We start from the raw sequence: 16622 nt of genomic DNA, 5'->3' as shown, positions 1-16622 counted from the left end.
AGTGGGCCGGCTTTTCTGGAAGTTCTTCTTCTTCATTGCGATCGCCCAGATCACCGCCACCTTCGGCGTGGGCGTGCTGTTCTGGATCGAGAACCTGGAACGCAGCAACCGCAATTCGGAGATCGACCTCAGTCCACCGGCCTCCTTCATGATCCGCGCGGCCGCCGCCACCCTGCAGTTCGGCGGCCCGGAAGCCTTGCGCAGCCTGATCAACGAGGGGCGCCCGCATCGCCTGCAGCTGTATGCCGTGGATGAAGACAACCAGGACCTGATGGGCCGCGAAGTCTCGCCGCATCTGGTGGAACAGGCGCGCCGCGTGCTGGCCACCGAACGCGATCGCCGGGTGGTGGAACTGGTCAAGGCCGCCAACGGCCACAGCTACCTGATGTTCATTCCCACGCCCAACGACGAGTTCGGCCCGCCCCCGGGCGGCATGCCGGGCCGCGAGCCGCGCTACATGAAGGATCGCGGCGGGCCCAAGCCGCTGTTCTTCCCGACCATGCCGATTGCCGTGGCGCTGGTGGCCAGTCTGGTGTTTGCGTTGCTGCTGGCCTGGTATTTCTCGCATCCGATCCGGCACCTCAAGAATGCCTTCAACCAGGCCGCCAACGGCAATCTGGACCAGGCGCTGGAACCGGTCATGAGCGCGCGCAACGATGAACTGGCCGACCTGGGACGCGACTTCGACGCCATGACGGCCAAGTTGCGTACCCTGATGGAAAGCCAGCGCCGCCTGTTGCACGATGTCTCGCACGAGCTGCGCTCGCCGATTGCGCGCCTGCAGATGGCCATCGGCCTGGCACGCGTGCAGGACAAGGACAAGCTGGAACTGACCCTGGAGCGCATCGAACGCGAAAGCGTGCGCATGGACAAACTGGTCGGCGAATTGCTGACCTTGTCGCGGCTGGAAGCCAACGTGCCTGGTTCGATGGAAGAAGCCATCGCCATCCAGGCCATGCTGGCCGACATGACCAATGACGCCAGCTTCGAGGCCGAGGCGCTGGGCAAGCGGGTGGAGAGCCGCATCGATTGCCGGGTGCAGGTCAAGGGCAATCCGGAATTGCTCTATCGCGCCATCGAGAACGTGCTGCGCAATGCCATCAAGCACACGGCACCCGAGACGGCCGTGCAATTCGTGGCCGAGATCGACGAGGTCAACAAGCTGCTGCACCTGTCCATCCTGGATCGCGGACCGGGTGTGCCGGAAGAAGAAATGGACAGCATCTTCGAGCTGTTCTTCCGCAGCAGCCGCACCAAGAGCAACAGCGCCGGCCACGGACTGGGGCTCTCGATTGCGCGCCGCATCGTCGAAGCGCACCAAGGCTTTATCCGCGCCGCCAATCGCAGCGACGGCGGCTTGCGAGTCGACATCACCCTGCCCTTCATGGCCGATGAGCCGGCACGCGGAGACACTGCCGAGATCTGATCGCCGCCTCACGGGCGACAGGCACGATATGAACGATATGCACCAAGACCAAGCCCCGTCCGGTTTCACGCCGGGCGGGGCTTTTCAATGGGCGTTTGCTGTATGAATTATTGTGCAGCAGAAGGCACCGCGGCCGGATTGACGATGGCATTCATCAACCCGCGCTGCACCGCCACCTGGAAGGCGTGCAACTCGCTCACACCCTGCTCCGGCGGATAAGGAATCGGCAGGCGGTTCATCAGCACCGCCCAGGTCCAGCCATCGGCGCGCGATTGCAGGTAGGCGTAGGTGCCGGTGGTGAGTGCGCCGCTGTGGGAGAGGATCTCCACCCCATTGCTGCGGGTCACCACCCAGCCCAGGCCATAGTTGTTCTCGGCCTGTGCGGGATTGCGCTGCTTCATCAGCGCCAGTGTCTGCGGCTGCAGCAAGGCGGCAACGCCGCGCCCTTGCGTCGCATCGGCAAAGCGTACCAGGTCGGCCGCCGTGGCGATCCAGCCCGCAGTGGCATCCATGGCCTTGAAATGCAGGGCCGAATAGGATTCCGGACCGGTGGCGCCACTGCCATCGCGATCGGCCACAGCGGGCCAGCGTGGATCGTCGTAATAGACGGTCTCGTTGGCCGCACGCTCGATGCGGCGGTCACCGGCGATGGCGGCATCCTCCACCGCAGCGGGCTTGAAGACCAGTGCCTGCACCGCCTCTTCATAGGACATGCCGGACTTCTGCTCCACCAGGCGTCCCAGGACGTTGTAGGCAAAATTGCTGTAGAAGAATTCCGTTCCCGGAGCCGCATCCAGCAGGCGCTGCTTGAGCACGTAGGCGATCACGTCGCGCGCCGAGGCCGGTGCGGCTACTTGGCGCGCCTTGGCGATGTTGACCAGATCGTATTGCGGATCGTAGTCGCTGCCACCCCAGCCGCTGGTGTGCTGCAACAGCTCGCGCAAGGTGATCTTCAGGACACGCTGGTCCAAGGGCTGGGCAAAGTCAGGATAGGCGGCGTCCGGCAGCAATCCTTCCGGACCGAACACGGGACGATCCAGGACCTGCGGCAGCTCCTTCTCGAACAGCTTCAGCACCGCCACCGCCGTGACCGGCTTGGAGACGCTGCCGATCCGAAAACGCGTCAGCGGCGTGACCGGCGTATTCGATTCGGTCACCGCCATGCCGTAGCCACGCTGATACACCAGCCGGCCCTGATAGGCGATGGCGATGCTGGCACCGGGCACGGGATATTGACCGAGCAATTGCGTCATCTGCTGGTCGACGCGTTCGGCCAGGGCGGCCATGTCGGGGCTTTCCTGCGCCAGCACGGAAACGGAAGCGAGCATCAGGCCTGCCGCCATCAGTGCAGCCAGCGGTTTGCATGCAAAAACGGACGTAAAACTTGGATGCATGGCTTACTTCTGCTGCTTGACGACTTGCAGGGCCGAGGCGATCAGCCCGCTCATGTCCGCCAGATTGGCCGGCACGATGATGGAATTATTGGTCTTGGCCAGCTTGCCGAAGGCATCGACATACTGCTCGGCGACCTTCAGGTTGACTGCGTCCGAACCACCCGGCTGCTCGATGGCGGCAGCCGTCTTGCGGATCGCCTCGGCGCTGGCTTCGGCGATGGCGAGGATGGCCGCAGCCTGGCCCTCGGCACGGTTGATGGAGGCCTGCTTCTCGCCTTCGGAGCGGGCAATCGCGGCTTCACGCTCACCGGTGGCGATGTTGATCTGTTCCTGCTTGCGACCCTCGGAGGCAGCGATCAGGGCGCGCTTTTCGCGCTCGGCGGTGATCTGGGCCTGCATGGCGTGCAGGATTTCCTTGGGCGGGGTCAGATCCTTGATTTCATAGCGCAGCACCTTCACGCCCCAGTTCTCGGCCGATTCATCGATGGCGCTGACAATGGCGGTGTTGATGTGGTCGCGTTCCTCGAAGGTCTTGTCCAGTTCCATCTTGCCGATCACAGAGCGCAACGTGGTCTGCGCCAGCTGGGTGATCGCCGCGATGTAGTTGGAGGAGCCGTAGGACGCGCGCATCGGGTCGGTGATCTGGAAATACAGGATGCCGTCGACCTGCAATTGCGTGTTGTCCTTGGTGATGCAGACCTGAGGCGGCACGTCCAGCGGGATTTCCTTGAGGATGTGCTTGTAGGCCACGCGGTCGATGAAGGGCACCACGATGTTCAGGCCAGGAGCCAGCGTGGCGTGGTATTTGCCCAGGCGCTCGACCACCCAGGCATGCTGCTGCGGGACCACCTTGACCGTCTGCACGACGAAGACAATGGCAAGGAAGAAGATGACCAGAGTGACGCTACCCAGCATGAAATTCTCCTGAAAACGAGAGGGGGAAGAAGTGAAGACCCGATCAGCGCGGCGCAACCAGCAAGCGGCTGCCACGGATTTCACGGATGACGAAGCTGCCGGGACTGGCATGATGGCCGGGCAGCAGCTCGACATCCCACTGCGCACCGCGATAAGGCACGCGCGCCATGAACTGGTTGCCGTGCACCTGCCAGGCCGGGACCTCGACGCTCTGGCCGATATCGAGCAAAAGATTGGGATCATCGTTGGCGCTGCTGCGGCGCAGCCGGCCATACGGGCTGCGCCGCAGGCCGAGCACCGCCGCCACGCCGACCACGGCGGCCACCAGCAACTGCCACTCCAGCATCAAGCCGAACCAGGCGGCGATGGCGCCGGCCACCAGTCCCAGCGCGATCATGAGCAGGTAAAAGGTGCCTGTGAAGAGTTCTGCACCTAACAGCGCGCCGGCCAGCACCAGCCAGAGTGACCAGTCCGTCATCGTCGAATCCCCATGAAGAAAACTGCAAACACCCGCAGTCTACTGCAGCTTGAGAAAATAAAACAAAGGCGCGGACATTTCTGTCCGCGCCTTTCACTTCTTTCGAAGTTGGTCGTGAGTGACGCTTAAAGCTTCACCACTCCTTGCTTCATCACTTCTTGGCCAGCTGCTGCCAGGTGTCGATGACGGTATCGGGATTCAGCGAGATGGACTCGATGCCCTGCTCCATCAGCCATTCGGCGAAGTCCGGATGGTCCGAAGGACCCTGGCCGCAGATACCGACGTACTTGCCCTTTTCACGGCAGGTAGCGATGACCTTGGTCAGCAAGGCCTGCACGGCCGGATCGCGCTCGTCGAAGTCGGCGGCCAGCAGTTCCATGCCGGAATCGCGGTCCAGGCCCAGGGTCAGCTGGGTGAGGTCGTTGGAACCGATGGAGAAGCCGTCGAAGTGTTCCAGGAACTGCTCGGCCAGGATGGCGTTGGACGGGACTTCGCACATCATGATGACGCGCAGGCCGTTCTCGCCACGCTTCAGGCCATACTTGCCCAGCAGACCAATGACCTTCTCGGCCTGGCCCAGGGTACGCACGAAGGGCACCATCACCTCGACGTTGGTCAGGCCCATGTCTTCACGCACGCGCTTCATGGCCTGGCATTCCATCTGGAAGGCTTCAGCGAAGTCGTGGGCCAGGTAACGCGCGGCACCACGGAAGCCCAGCATCGGGTTTTCTTCGTCCGGCTCGTAGCGCGAACCGCCGATGAGCTTCTTGTACTCGTTGGACTTGAAGTCCGACAGGCGCACGATCACCGGCTTGGGCCAGAAGGCCGCCGCGATGGTGGCGATGCCTTCAGCCAGCTTGTCGACGTAGAAAGCCTTGGGCGAAGCATGGCCACGGGCGACCGATTCGACGGCCTTCTTCAGGTCGGCGTCGATGTTCGGGTATTCCAGGATGGCCTTGGGGTGCACGCCGATGTTGTTGTTGATGATGAATTCCAGACGCGCCAGGCCGACACCGCCGTTGGGGATCGACTGGAAGTCGAAAGCCAGCTGCGGGTTGCCCACGTTCATCATCACCTTCAGCGGGATCGGGGGCAGTTCGCCACGGGCCACTTCGGTCACTTCGGTTTCCAGCAGGCCATCATAGATCTTGCCTTCATCGCCTTCGGCGCAGGAGACCGTCACCAGGGTGCCATCCTTGAGCACTTCGGTGGCATCGCCGCAGCCGACCACGGCCGGCACGCCCAACTCACGCGCGATGATGGCGGCGTGACAGGTACGGCCACCACGGTTGGTGACGATGGCCGAGGCACGCTTCATGACCGGTTCCCAGTTGGGGTCGGTCATGTCAGCCACCAGCACGTCGCCGGGCTGCACGCGTTCCATTTCAGCCGGATCGCTGATGACGCGCACCGGACCGGCGCCAATCTTCTGGCCGATGGCACGGCCGGTGGCCAGCACGGTGCCCGAGCTCTTGAGCTTGAAGCGCTGCTGCGCATCGGTCGCCTTCTGCTGCGACTTCACGGTTTCCGGACGGGCCTGCAGGATGTAGAGCTTGCCGTCGCGGCCGTCCTTGCCCCATTCGATGTCCATCGGACGCTGGTAGTGCTTCTCGATGATGGTGGCGTACTTGGCCAGTTCCACCACTTCGGCGTCGGTCAGGGAATAGCGGTTGCGCAGTTCCACCGGCACATCCACGGTCTTGACCGAACGGCCGGCCTTGGCTTCGCCGGTGAATTCCATCTTGATCAGCTTGGAACCCAGGTTGCGGCGGATCACCGGCTGCTTGCCCAGTTCCAGCATGGGCTTGTGGACGTAGTATTCGTCCGGGTTGACGGCACCCTGCACCACGGTCTCACCCAGGCCATAGCTGGAAGTGATGAAGACCACATCCTTGAAGCCGGATTCGGTGTCGATGGTGAACATCACGCCCGCCGCGCCCACGTCCGAACGGACCATGCGCTGCACGCCGGCCGACAGGGCCACTTCGGCGTGCGTGAAGCCCTTGTGGACGCGATAGGAAATCGCGCGGTCGTTGTAGAGCGAGGCGAAGACGTGCTTCATCGCTTCGAGCACGTTGTCGATGCCGACCACGTTCAGGAAGGTTTCCTGCTGACCGGCGAAGGACGCGTCAGGCAGGTCTTCTGCGGTGGCGGAGGAGCGCACGGCGAAGGACATCTCGGCGGTCGAATCGGCCACCAGCTTGTCGTAGAAGGCACGGATTTCCTGGTCCAGGCGGGGCTGGAACGGGGTCTCGATGATCCATTGACGGATCTCGGCACCGGCTTGCGCCAGCGAGCGCACGTCATCGATGTCCAGGCCTTCGAGGCGCTGGGCAATGCGGGCGGCCAGGGTCGGACCGCCATCGGCGCTGTGCTCCAGGAAATCGCGGAAAGCTTGCGCAGTCGTGGCGAAACCGCCCGGCACACGTACACCGGCGCCGGCCAACTGGGAAATCATTTCTCCCAGCGATGCGTTTTTGCCACCGACGGACTCGACGTCCGTCATGCGAAGAGTTTCAAAGGAGGCTACGTATACCGCCCCCTGGGTGTTTACTGCGTTGGACATGACTACCCCTAGCTTGATGATAAGAAATCTTCGCGGGCGCGGCATGGATCGGTTTATTTTTGTTATTCTGCGACGGTTGCGGCAGCAGGTGCGGCTTCGAGGACCAGCCCAGGGACAGCATCAGGCGCGCAGCCACACCGAGGACGTTTGCCAGTGCAAACATCATCAGGAATTCGGGCAAATTGCGCAGCGACATGACGGTCATCAAGATGGGCTTCTCGAAATTGTTGCCAAGCATTGTACCGCGTGAAATCATTTTTGTTCGTAGCACCCAATACTTTTTCTATTTTCCAAAAGACAACTAAATGCTCGACCCCATGCCGATCCCGCACCCTTCACCCGTCGTGGCCGCCAACCGCACCGTGTTCTTCGTCTCCGACGGTACCGGGATCACTGCGGAGACCTTCGGGCATTCGGTGCTGAGCCAGTTCGAGCTGCGTTTCAAGCAGATCCGCCTGCCCTTCATCGATACCCTGGAAAAGGCCCACGACGCCACCCGCAAGATCAATGAAGCCTATGCGGTGGATGGCAAGCTGCCCATCGTCTTCTCCACGCTGGTGAAATCGGAACTGTCCTCGGTGATCCGGCGCGCCAAGGCCATGCACATGGACCTGTTCCAGACCTTCGTGGAGCCGCTGGAGCAGGAACTGGAGATGAAGTCCACCCACACCATCGGCCGCAGCCACAACACCACCGATTCCGAGGAATATCGCAACCGCATCGAGGCCATCAATTTCTCGCTGGCACACGATGACGGCCAGTCCAACAAGAACCTGTCGGAAGCCGACGTGATCCTGGTGGGCGTGTCGCGCTCGGGCAAGACCCCGACCAGCCTGTACCTGGCCATGCAGTTCGGGATCAAGTGCGCCAACTATCCGCTGATCCCGGAAGACTTCGAACGCGAAAAGCTGCCCAGCGGGCTCGTACTGCACAAGAAAAAGATCTTCGGCCTGACCATCGCCGCCGAACGCCTCTCGGAAGTGCGCAATGAACGCCGTCCCGGCAGCAAGTACGCCGCGCTGGAAAATTGCCGCTATGAAATCAATGAGGCCGAGAAGATGATGCGCCGCGAGGGGATACGCTGGATGTCGTCGACCACCAAGTCCATCGAGGAAATCGCCGCCACCATCCTGCAGGAGATCAAGCTGGAGACGCGCTGACCGACTGTCGGCGCGAAAATTCAGTGCGCACGCGGGTGCGCTTCTTCGGGCCGTTGATGGTGGTTTCCATGGTGAAGGAGTCTTCACCATGGGCTGTATACACCGCGGTATAGCAGTCCGGGCCGCACAGGTGATCGGCGGCCGGTATCAGTTCCTGTCCGCGTAACAGATAGTCCTGATAAGGCTGGCCGACACGCTCGCCGTCAGCGAACAGCACGCACAGGCGCTCCGGGCCGAAGCGATAGTCAAAGACGCGGGAAAACGGAATCAAGCGGCCAGGCGCGCCGGTCATGCGCAGCTGGCCCTGCTCGCGGTAGACCAGTTGGCCCGGCGTCTCGCCTCTAGTGAAACTTAGTTCACCTGACGCCGTAGCTTGGGGGTTTTCGCTGGCTTCCCAGATGGTGCGGCTGAAGATCCATTCCCCGAGGAAGTAATCGGCCATGGCGGCCAGATCGATGGGGGGAAAGGCCGCCATGATACGTGCCGCCCTCAGCGCCCGACGGTACGCTGGCGCAGTTGTTCGAACAGGCAGACCGCCGCTGCCGCCGCCACGTTGAGCGATTCCATCTCACCCAGGTGCGGGATCACCACTTCATGGGTGGCCGCATCCTGCAAGGCCGGCGACACGCCCTGCCCTTCATGCCCCAGCAGCCAGGCCACCGGACCGGAGAGGTCGCAATCGTAAATGGTCTGAGCCGCGTGCGAGCTGGTAGCCAGCAAGGGGATGCGGCTGGCGGCGCACAGAGCGACCAGGTCGGCATTCTCGAAGATGTCCAGCACGAAATGCGCGCCCATGCCGGCCCGCAGCACCTTGGGCGACCAAGCAGCGGCGGTACCCGGCGAGCAGAACACTTGCTTCACCCCAGCTGCGGCTGCGCTGCGCAGGATGGAGCCGAGATTGCCCGGATCCTGCAGACCATCGAGCAGCACCGCCGATTCCTTCAAGGAAGCCGGGGCCACCGGCTCGGGCGTACTCACCAGCAACAGCAGGCCCACGCCGTTCTCCACGGTGCTGATGGCGTCATACAGCTTGTCGGCCAGCACCAGGCATTGCGCGTGCAAGGCTTCACATTGCGCCAGGATGGGCGCTACTTCCGGGTGATACTGGGCGCTCTCGGCCACCACGCACACCTGCGGCGCGCCGCGATGCTGCAGCCAGGCCTGCGCCAGGTGCACGCCATCCAGCAGGCTCTGGCCGGCGCGGCGGCGAGCCTGGCTGCTGGTGGCCAGTTGCTTCAAATCCTTGAAGACCGGGTTGTCCTTGGAGGTGATCAGTTTCATGCCTGCCTCGCTCACGCCATCACCACCGTCTGGCCGGACAGCAAGGCCCTGACCGGCGCATAGGAGCGCCGATGCACCGGCGAGACGCCATGCAGGCGCAGCATTTCCAGGTGCAGCGGGGTCGGATAGCCCTTGTGGCGGTCGAAACCGTAATGCGGATAGGTGTCGTGCAAGACCAGCAGCGCCGCATCGCGCGCAGTCTTGGCGAGGATGGAGGCGGCCGAGATGGCGGGCACCTTGTCGTCGCCCTTGACGATGGCTTCGGAGCGGATGCTCATGACCGGGCAGCGGTTGCCGTCAATCAGGGCCAGCGTGGGCAGCGTCGAAAGTGCCTCCACCGCGCGGCGCATGGCCAGCATGCTGGCGTGCAGGATGTTGAGTTCGTCGATCTCCTGCTCGTTGCAGGAGGCAATGGCCCAGGCCAGCGCCGATTCCTTGATCTCCAGCGCCAGGCTGTCGCGCGCGGCTTCGGAAAGTTTCTTGGAGTCGCGCAGGCCCTTGACCGGGCGCGCCGGATCGAGGATCACGGCGGCAGCGAACACCGGACCGGCCAGCGGACCACGGCCGGCCTCATCGACGCCGCAGATGATCTCGCCGGTGTAGTCGTCAAACAAAGCCAGGGTCTGGGGGGCCGCCTTGGGCATAGCAATTTCCTTCATCAAACTCTCACACGGATCGCCGCAGCGATCCTTCTTTCGGTCCGTCAACGACGGCGCGCGCCAATGACTTCACAGACCGCATTGGCGCTCTCCCGGCTGGTATCGCGCAGCAGGGAGTGGTGCATGTCGGCAAAGCGCCGCACCAGCCGCTGCTGGTGCGCATGGTCTTCCAGCTGGTGCCACATGGCATCGGCCAGGGCCTGGGGCGTGGCCTGGTGCTGCAGCAGTTCCGGCACCAGGAAGTCGCGCGCCAGGATATTGGGCAGACCCACCCAGGGCTGGTAAGCCATGTGCCGCATGATCTGGTACGAGGCCCAGTTGACCTTGTAGGAGATCACCATGGGCTTCTTGTACAAGGCCACTTCCAGCGAGGCCGTGCCCGAGGCCACCAGCACTGCATCCGAGGCTTCCATCGCACTGTGCGACTGGCCACGGATGACGCTGATGCCAAGATCTTCATATCCGCCCTGGCGAATCTGCTCTTCAAAAAAGGCCATCTGCCGGTCGCCCGCCATGGGCGTGATGAACTGCAATTGGGGGTCGCGCTGCCGCAACAGCCGTGCCGCGGCGAGGAAACCTTCGCCGTTCTGCTTCAGTTCGCTCATGCGGCTGCCCGGCAGGATGGCCACCACCCTGCCCGGCCCCGCCAGTCCGAGGCGCTGGCGTGCGCCTGCGGTGTCGGGCTGCAGCGGGATCACTTCGGCCAGCGGATGGCCGACGTAGGTCACCGGGACGCCCGCCTGGCGGTACAGGTTTTCCTCGAAGGGAAAGATCACCAGCATGTGCGACACCGCGCGCTGGATCTTCTTGATGCGCCAGCCGCGCCAGGCCCAGATCTGCGGGCCGATGAAGTGGATGGTCGGGATGCCGGCCTTCTTGAGCTGCTCTTCCAGGCCCAGGTTGAAGCCGGGATAGTCCACGCCCACGAAGACATCAGGCCGGTCCGCCAGCAGCTTGTCGCGCAGCGACTCCTGGATGCCCTTGATCTCGCGGTAGCGCGGAATCACCTCGAACAGGCCACGCACCGTCAGCTTGTCCATCGGCCAGTCGCTGGTAAAGCCGTGCGCCATCATGTGCTCGCCACCAATACCGTGCAGGCGCACTTCCGGCAGACGCTCGCGCACGCCGGCCAACAGGCGGCTGCCCAGCAGGTCGCCCGAGCTTTCGCCGGCCACCAGTGCGATCGACTGGCGGCGCGTGATGTCAGCGGATGATGCCACGGGCCGAAGCCTCGATGAACTCGCGCAGCAGGCGGATGTATTCAGCGCTGTGGGCCGACTTGGCTTCCATCTCCGCCAGTTGCTGCTTGGCTTCTTCCAGCGGCAGGCCGGCGCGGTAGATCACCTTGTAGGCGCGCTTGATCTCCATGATCTGCTCGCTGGTGAAGCCACGGCGCTTCAAGCCCTCGCTGTTGATGCCGGCCGGCACGGCACGGTTGCCGGCCGCCGTCACGAAGGGCGGCACGTCCTGGCTCACGGCCGCCGTAAAGGCCGTCATGGCATGGGCGCCGATATGACAGAACTGGTGCACGGTGGTGAAACCGCCCAGGAACACGTGGTCGCCCAGGTGCACGTGGCCGGCCAGCGTGGCATTGTTGGCCAGGATGATGTGGCTGCCCAGCTGGCAGTCGTGCGCCAGGTGGACGTAGGCCATGATCCAGTTGTCATTGCCGATGCGGGTTGCGCCGCCATCCTGCACGGTACCCCGGTTGAGGGTGACGAATTCGCGGATGGTGTTGCGGTCGCCGATCTCCATGGTGGTGGGCTCGCCGGCGTACTTCTTGTCCTGCGGTGCGGCGCCAATGGAGGCGAACTGGAAAATCTCGTTGTCACGGCCAATGGTGGTGTGGCCTTCGATCACCACGTGGGGACCGATGCGCGTGCCCGCGCCGATGCGCACGTCAGGACCGATGACGGCATACGCGCCGATCTCGACCGATTCGTCGATCTGCGCTCCGGGGGCAATCACTGCGCTGGGATGGATCTTGGACATGTCCTGTGCTTCGATGGGTTCACTTGTTGCACATCTTGCAATGAAGCAATCTGCACAATGAATCAGGCCCGGCGCGATCTTGCCGATCACCGCCGGGCCTGGCTTGATGCGTCAAGCCTGCAGGCAGGCCTGGGGTCAGGCGCTCTGGCTGGCGTCGGCGGCGCTGCGCATGGTGCACATCAGGTCGCCTTCCACAGCCACCTGGCCGTCCACGGTGGCCACGGCACGGTATTTCCAGATGCCACGGGCACGGCGGGTGATTTCCACTTCCATCTTGAGCTGATCGCCCGGTTCCACCGGACGCTTGAAGCGGGCATTGTCGATGCCGACGAAGTAGACCACGGTGTTCTCATCGGGCTTGCGGCCTTCGGTCAGGAAGGACAGCAGCGCAGCGGTCTGGGCCAGCGCCTCGATCATCAGCACGCCCGGCATCACCGGCTTGTGCGGGAAGTGGCCGTTGAAGAATTCTTCATTCACGGTCACGTTCTTGATCGCGGTGATGGTCTTGCCGCTCTCCCAGTTCAGCACGCGATCAACCAGCAGCAGCGGATAACGGTGCGGCAGGTACTGTTTGATTTGATTGATGTCGAGGCTATTCATTCTCTTCTTGATTCTCTGAAAGCGGGGCTTGGCCTGCTTGTTCTTGTGTCAACGTTTTAAGCGATTTTTCCAACGCCCGGATTTTCTCACGCATCGTGCCCAGATTGCGCACCAATGCAGCTGATTTTTCCCAGTCGCGGTGTTCGGTGATGGGATAGAAGCCGGTGTATTGCCCCGGCTCAAGAATCGAACGCAGGGCCAGGGTACCGGCCGAGACGTGCACCTTGTCCACGATGGTGATGTGGCCATGGATCATGGCCGCGCCGCCGATGGAGCAGTATTTGCCGATTTTCGCGCTGCCGGCGATGCCGGCACAGGCGGCAATGGCAGTATGGGCGCCGATATGGCAGTTGTGGGCGATCTGGATCTGGTTGTCGAGCTTGACGCCCTCCTCGATCACGGTATCGGCCAAGGCACCACGGTCGATGGTGGTATTGGCACCGATCTCGACGTCATCACCGATCATCACGCGCCCAACTTGCGGGATCTTGATCCATTGCCCGGCTTCGTTGGCGAAACCGAAGCCATCGGCCCCGATCACCGCACCCGAATGGACGATGCCGCGCGCCCCGATTTCGCAGGCGTGATGCAGGGTGGCACGGGCGTGGAAATGGGTGTCCTCACCGACCTTGGCGTGGTGGCCGATGAAGCTGCCGGCGTCGATACGGGCGCGGGCACCGATGACGGCACCGGCTTCGATCACCACCAGCGGGCCGATCACCGCATCCGCCGCGACCTGGGCCGATGGATCGACCAAGGCGCTGGCATGGATGCCGGCAGGCGCGCGCACTTCGGCCTGAGCCTGAAACAGCTGGGCCGCGCGGGCGAAATAGGCGTAAGGATTGCGGGTGACGATGCGGGCACCGGCATAGCCCTGCACCTGGGCGTCGTCCGTCTCGGACAGGATCAGCGCCGCCGCCTGGGTCTGGTCGGCTTGCGCACGGAACTTGGGATTGGAAAGGAAAGTGATGTGGCTGGCACCGGCGGCATCCAGCGGCGCGATGCCATCGACCGCGATGGTCGCATCACCCTTCAGCTGACCGCCCAGGCGCTCGACCAGTTGCTGCAGTCGAATACTCATCTTGGTTTTTCCGAATGGTAGGCGTTGCTTGGCTTACGGTAGAACAAAGGCCGCCCTGAAGGCAGCCCCTGAAGCGACATGCGGGCGCAGGACGTTGCCGCCCGGCGCCCGCATGGTGAAGGCGGCAATTACTTGGCCAGTTCCTTCAGGACCTTGTCGGTAATGTCGATGCGCTTGGAAGCGTAGACGGCTTCCTGGAAGACGATGTCGTACTTCTCGGCTTCGGCGATCTGGCGGATCACCTTGTTGGTGCGTTCCAGGACCACGGCCAGTTCCTCGTTGCGGCGCTGGTTCAGGTCTTCGCGGAATTCACGCTGCTTGCGCTGGAATTCCTTGTCCAGGTCGGACAGGTCACGCTGGCGCTTGGCGCGGTCGGAATCCGACAGCACGGCAGCATCCTTGTCCAGCTTGTCGGACTGGGCCTTCAGACGCGCAGCCATGTCTTGCAGGTCACGGTCACGCTTGGCGAACTCGGCTTCCAGCTTGGTTTGTGCGGCCTTGGCAGGCGCCGCTTCGCGGAAGATGCGCTCGGTGCTCACGAAGGCGATTTTCGAGCTTTCCTGCGCGTGGGCGGGGGCAAAGCTCAACAGGCAGGCAGCCATCACGATGGTCTGCAGGGACAGGAACGATTTGGTCATGAACTTCAAGATTACTCTCCGTATTACGAATCAATGATGACCGCTTTAGAAGCCGGTACCCAGTTGGAACTGGAAGGTTTGAGACTTGTCACCCGCCTTCAGGTTCAATGGCTTGCCGAAGCTCAGCTTCAGCGGACCGATCGGCGACACCCAGCTGATACCGACACCGGCCGAATAGCGCAGGTCGTTGAGCTTGATGTTTTCGCCGTCGGCGAAGACGTTGCCGCCGTCAAAGAAGGTGAACCAGCGCAGCGTGCGGTCCTGGCCCGAACCCGGGAACGGGAATTGCAGTTCGGCATTGCCGTACAGACGCGAAGCGCCGCCCATGGAGTCACCGTACTGGTCCTTCAGGCTACCCAGCGAGGACGCTTCATAGCCGCGCACGGTGCCGATACCGCCGGCGTAGTAGTTCTTGAACACCGGGTACGGCTTGCTGCCCAGGCCGCGGCCGTAGTCGACTTCGCCATTCAGCGCCAGAGTCACGGCCTTGCTGAAGAACGGCTGGAAGTACTGCTGCTGGTAGCTGGCACGGTAGTACTTCAGGGTGCCCACATAGGAGACCTCGAAGTTGGCGCGCTGATAGCGGCCGGTGGTCGGCACCAGGGCCGAGTCACGGCCGTCACGCTGCCATGCCACGGTCAGCGGGATGCTGGTGGTACGGGCGCTGCCCACACCGCAATTGTTGGTGCTGGAGGTCACATCACAATCGCTCGCGCCCACGCCGCCAAAGTCACGCACGTACTGGCGATAGAGCGTCGGGCTGGTGCTGTCGGTGCTGACGTTGGTGTTTTCCACGCCAATACCGAAGAACACGCGATCCAGCTCCGAGAACGGCACACCAAACTTGATGCTGCCGCCCAGGGTCTTGACCTTGTAGTCACCGGTCGCGTAGACCGAGGGGCGAATCGTGCGCAGGTAGATCTCATAGGTGCGGCTGATGCCGTCATCCGTGAAATACGGATTGGTGGTCGACAGCGAGATCGTGCGATAGCGCGAGCTGGTGTTGATGTCGATACCGACGGTGTTGCCGCTGCCGAAGGCGTTTTCCTGCGAGATCGAGCCGGTCAGGCTCAGCTTGTCGGACTGCGAGAAGCCGGCACCGACCATGATGTTGCCGGTCGGCTTTTCCTCGACCTTCATGTTCACATCGACCTGGTCGCTGGTGCCCGGCACTTCAGGCGTATCCACGGTCACTTCCTTGAAGTAGCCCAGACGGTCGACGCGATCGCGCGAAAGCTTGATCTTCTCGCCGTCGTACCAGGAATCCTCGAACTGGCGGAATTCGCGGCGGATCACCTCATCGCGGGTCTTGGTGTTGCCGGCGATGTTGACGTGACGCACGTAGACGCGCTTGCCCGGGTCGACCATGATGGTGAAGGCAACTTCCTTCTTCTCGCGGTCCACATTGGGGTTGGCGTTGACGTTCGCGAAGGCGTAACCGAAGTTGCCCAGACGCTCACCGATCTTCTTGGTGCTGTCGGTCAGCTTGGCGCCGGAATAGACGTCGCCCTTCTTCAGCTGCAACAGCTTGGCCAGTTCCGGCTCCATGCCGAACATCTCGCCTTCCAGCTTGATGTCGGAGACGGTGTACTTCTCGCCTTCCTTGATGTTGACGGTGATGTAGATGTCTTTCTTGTCGGGCGTGATCGACACCTGGGTCGATTCGACCTGCATCTCCAGATAGCCACGGTCCAGGTAGTAGGAGCGCAAGGTTTCGATGTCGCCCTGCAGCTTTTCCTTGGAATACTGGTCAGCCTTGGTATACCAGGTGAACCAGCCCGGGGTGGTCAGCTTGATCTGGTCGCGCAGGGTGCTGTCGGAGAACACCTTGTTGCCGACGAAGTTGATCTGCTTGATGCGCGAAACTTCACCTTCATCCACGGCGAAGGTAATGGCGACGCGATTGCGCTCGACCGGCGTGACGGTAGTCGACACCTTGGCACCATACAGGCCGCGCGACAGGTACTGACGCTTCAGTTCCTGTTCGGCGCGATCGACCTGCGAGCGGTCAAAGATCCGCGACTCGGCTACGCCGATTTCCTTGAGGGCCTTGGTCAGCTGTTCCTTGTCGAATTCCTTGATGCCGGAGAAGTCGACGCTGGCAATGGCCGGGCGTTCGACCACCTGCACCACCAGCACGTCGCCTTCGGCTTCGATGCGCACGTCACGGAAGAATCCGGTGGCGTACAACGCCTTGATGGCGGCGGTGGCCTTTTCATCGTTGAAGGTATCGCCCACGCGCACCGGCAGGTAACTGAAGACGGTGCCGGCTTCGGTACGCTGGATGCCTTCGACGCGGATATCCTTGACCACGAACGGCGTGATGGCCATGGCCTGGCTGGAGCACAGGGCAAAGGCGGCAGCGGCAATCAGGCGACGGGAGAGAGTCGGAATGGGATGTTGCGCAGGGTGTAATTTCATCTATCGTTCAT

The 16622-nt window shown here is 62.6% G+C and carries 16 protein-coding genes; 2 read left to right on the top strand and 14 right to left on the bottom strand.

Features of this window, described 5'->3' with window-relative positions; translation table 11 throughout:
- The first annotated feature begins 1 nt into the window (after window position 1).
- A complete protein-coding gene (locus ACWFUC_RS16265; RefSeq protein WP_039788249.1) occupies window positions 2–1426 on the top strand; it encodes an ATP-binding protein in 1425 nt (474 codons plus the stop codon).
- Between the two features lie 107 nt (window positions 1427–1533).
- On the opposite strand, the gene ACWFUC_RS16260 is transcribed toward ACWFUC_RS16265, so the two are convergent.
- The 5 genes from ACWFUC_RS16260 to ACWFUC_RS16240 form a co-directional block, all read right to left on the bottom strand.
- Entirely contained in the window at window positions 1534–2754 is a 1221-nt protein-coding gene (locus tag ACWFUC_RS16260) for a serine hydrolase domain-containing protein (RefSeq protein WP_489625409.1), read from the bottom strand.
- Between the two features lie 69 nt (window positions 2755–2823).
- Entirely contained in the window at window positions 2824–3735 is a 912-nt protein-coding gene (locus tag ACWFUC_RS16255; protein ID WP_034336986.1) for an SPFH domain-containing protein, read from the bottom strand.
- Between the two features lie 43 nt (window positions 3736–3778).
- Window positions 3779–4213, bottom strand: a complete 435-nt coding sequence (locus ACWFUC_RS16250) for an NfeD family protein (protein ID WP_489625408.1) — start codon at window positions 4211–4213, stop codon at window positions 3779–3781.
- Window positions 4214–4364: 151 nt separating this feature from the next.
- Complete coding sequence (gene ppsA, locus ACWFUC_RS16245; protein ID WP_240733890.1) at window positions 4365–6719, bottom strand: phosphoenolpyruvate synthase; 2355 nt, start codon at window positions 6717–6719, stop codon at window positions 4365–4367.
- Window positions 6720–6729: 10 nt separating this feature from the next.
- Window positions 6730–7035, bottom strand: coding sequence for a hypothetical protein (locus ACWFUC_RS16240; protein ID WP_489625407.1), 306 nt, complete (start codon window positions 7033–7035; stop codon window positions 6730–6732).
- 49 nt (window positions 7036–7084) lie between these two features.
- On the opposite strand from ACWFUC_RS16240, the gene ppsR reads away from it, so the two are divergent.
- Window positions 7085–7939: a posphoenolpyruvate synthetase regulatory kinase/phosphorylase PpsR gene (gene ppsR, locus ACWFUC_RS16235; protein ID WP_039788257.1), complete on the top strand. Its 855-nt coding sequence runs from the start codon at window positions 7085–7087 to the stop codon at window positions 7937–7939.
- On the opposite strand, the gene ACWFUC_RS16230 is transcribed toward ppsR, so the two are convergent.
- The 9 genes from ACWFUC_RS16230 to bamA all read right to left on the bottom strand — a co-directional run bounded on the left by ACWFUC_RS16230 (window position 7920) and on the right by bamA (window position 16611).
- A complete protein-coding gene (locus ACWFUC_RS16230; RefSeq protein ID WP_489625406.1) occupies window positions 7920–8414 on the bottom strand; it encodes a DUF6314 family protein in 495 nt (164 codons plus the stop codon). The genes ppsR and ACWFUC_RS16230 overlap by 20 nt on opposite strands.
- 14 nt (window positions 8415–8428) lie before the next feature.
- A complete protein-coding gene (locus tag ACWFUC_RS16225) occupies window positions 8429–9220 on the bottom strand; it encodes a TrmH family RNA methyltransferase (protein ID WP_489625405.1) in 792 nt (263 codons plus the stop codon).
- A gap of 11 nt (window positions 9221–9231) precedes the next feature.
- Complete coding sequence (gene rnhB, locus ACWFUC_RS16220) at window positions 9232–9864, bottom strand: ribonuclease HII (RefSeq protein ID WP_121040000.1); 633 nt, start codon at window positions 9862–9864, stop codon at window positions 9232–9234.
- 59 nt (window positions 9865–9923) lie between these two features.
- The gene (gene lpxB, locus ACWFUC_RS16215) at window positions 9924–11099 is read right to left on the bottom strand and encodes a lipid-A-disaccharide synthase (protein WP_209580550.1); all 1176 of its coding nucleotides are present in this window, start codon (window positions 11097–11099) and stop codon (window positions 9924–9926) included.
- Window positions 11083–11871, bottom strand: coding sequence for an acyl-ACP--UDP-N-acetylglucosamine O-acyltransferase (gene lpxA / locus ACWFUC_RS16210; protein WP_489625404.1), 789 nt, complete (start codon window positions 11869–11871; stop codon window positions 11083–11085). Before lpxA ends, lpxB begins: the two co-directional genes overlap by 17 nt.
- 135 nt (window positions 11872–12006) lie before the next feature.
- On the bottom strand, window positions 12007–12471 hold the full coding sequence (fabZ, locus tag ACWFUC_RS16205; protein ID WP_006462531.1) for a 3-hydroxyacyl-ACP dehydratase FabZ: 465 nt from the start codon (window positions 12469–12471) through the stop codon (window positions 12007–12009).
- A complete protein-coding gene (gene lpxD / locus ACWFUC_RS16200) occupies window positions 12464–13552 on the bottom strand; it encodes a UDP-3-O-(3-hydroxymyristoyl)glucosamine N-acyltransferase (protein WP_489625403.1) in 1089 nt (362 codons plus the stop codon). Before lpxD ends, fabZ begins: the two co-directional genes overlap by 8 nt.
- A gap of 128 nt (window positions 13553–13680) precedes the next feature.
- Window positions 13681–14190 (bottom strand): OmpH/Skp family outer membrane protein, encoded by a 510-nt coding sequence (locus tag ACWFUC_RS16195; RefSeq protein WP_227022628.1) that lies wholly within the window; start codon window positions 14188–14190, stop codon window positions 13681–13683.
- 45 nt (window positions 14191–14235) lie between these two features.
- The gene (bamA, locus tag ACWFUC_RS16190) at window positions 14236–16611 is read right to left on the bottom strand and encodes an outer membrane protein assembly factor BamA (RefSeq protein WP_489625402.1); all 2376 of its coding nucleotides are present in this window, start codon (window positions 16609–16611) and stop codon (window positions 14236–14238) included.
- Window positions 16612–16622: the final 11 nt, after the last annotated feature.

This window comes from Herbaspirillum sp. Her4 (assembly GCF_057961335.1).
Note: the sequence above shows the minus strand (reverse complement) of the source record. Positions and strands in the feature narration are given on the sequence as shown.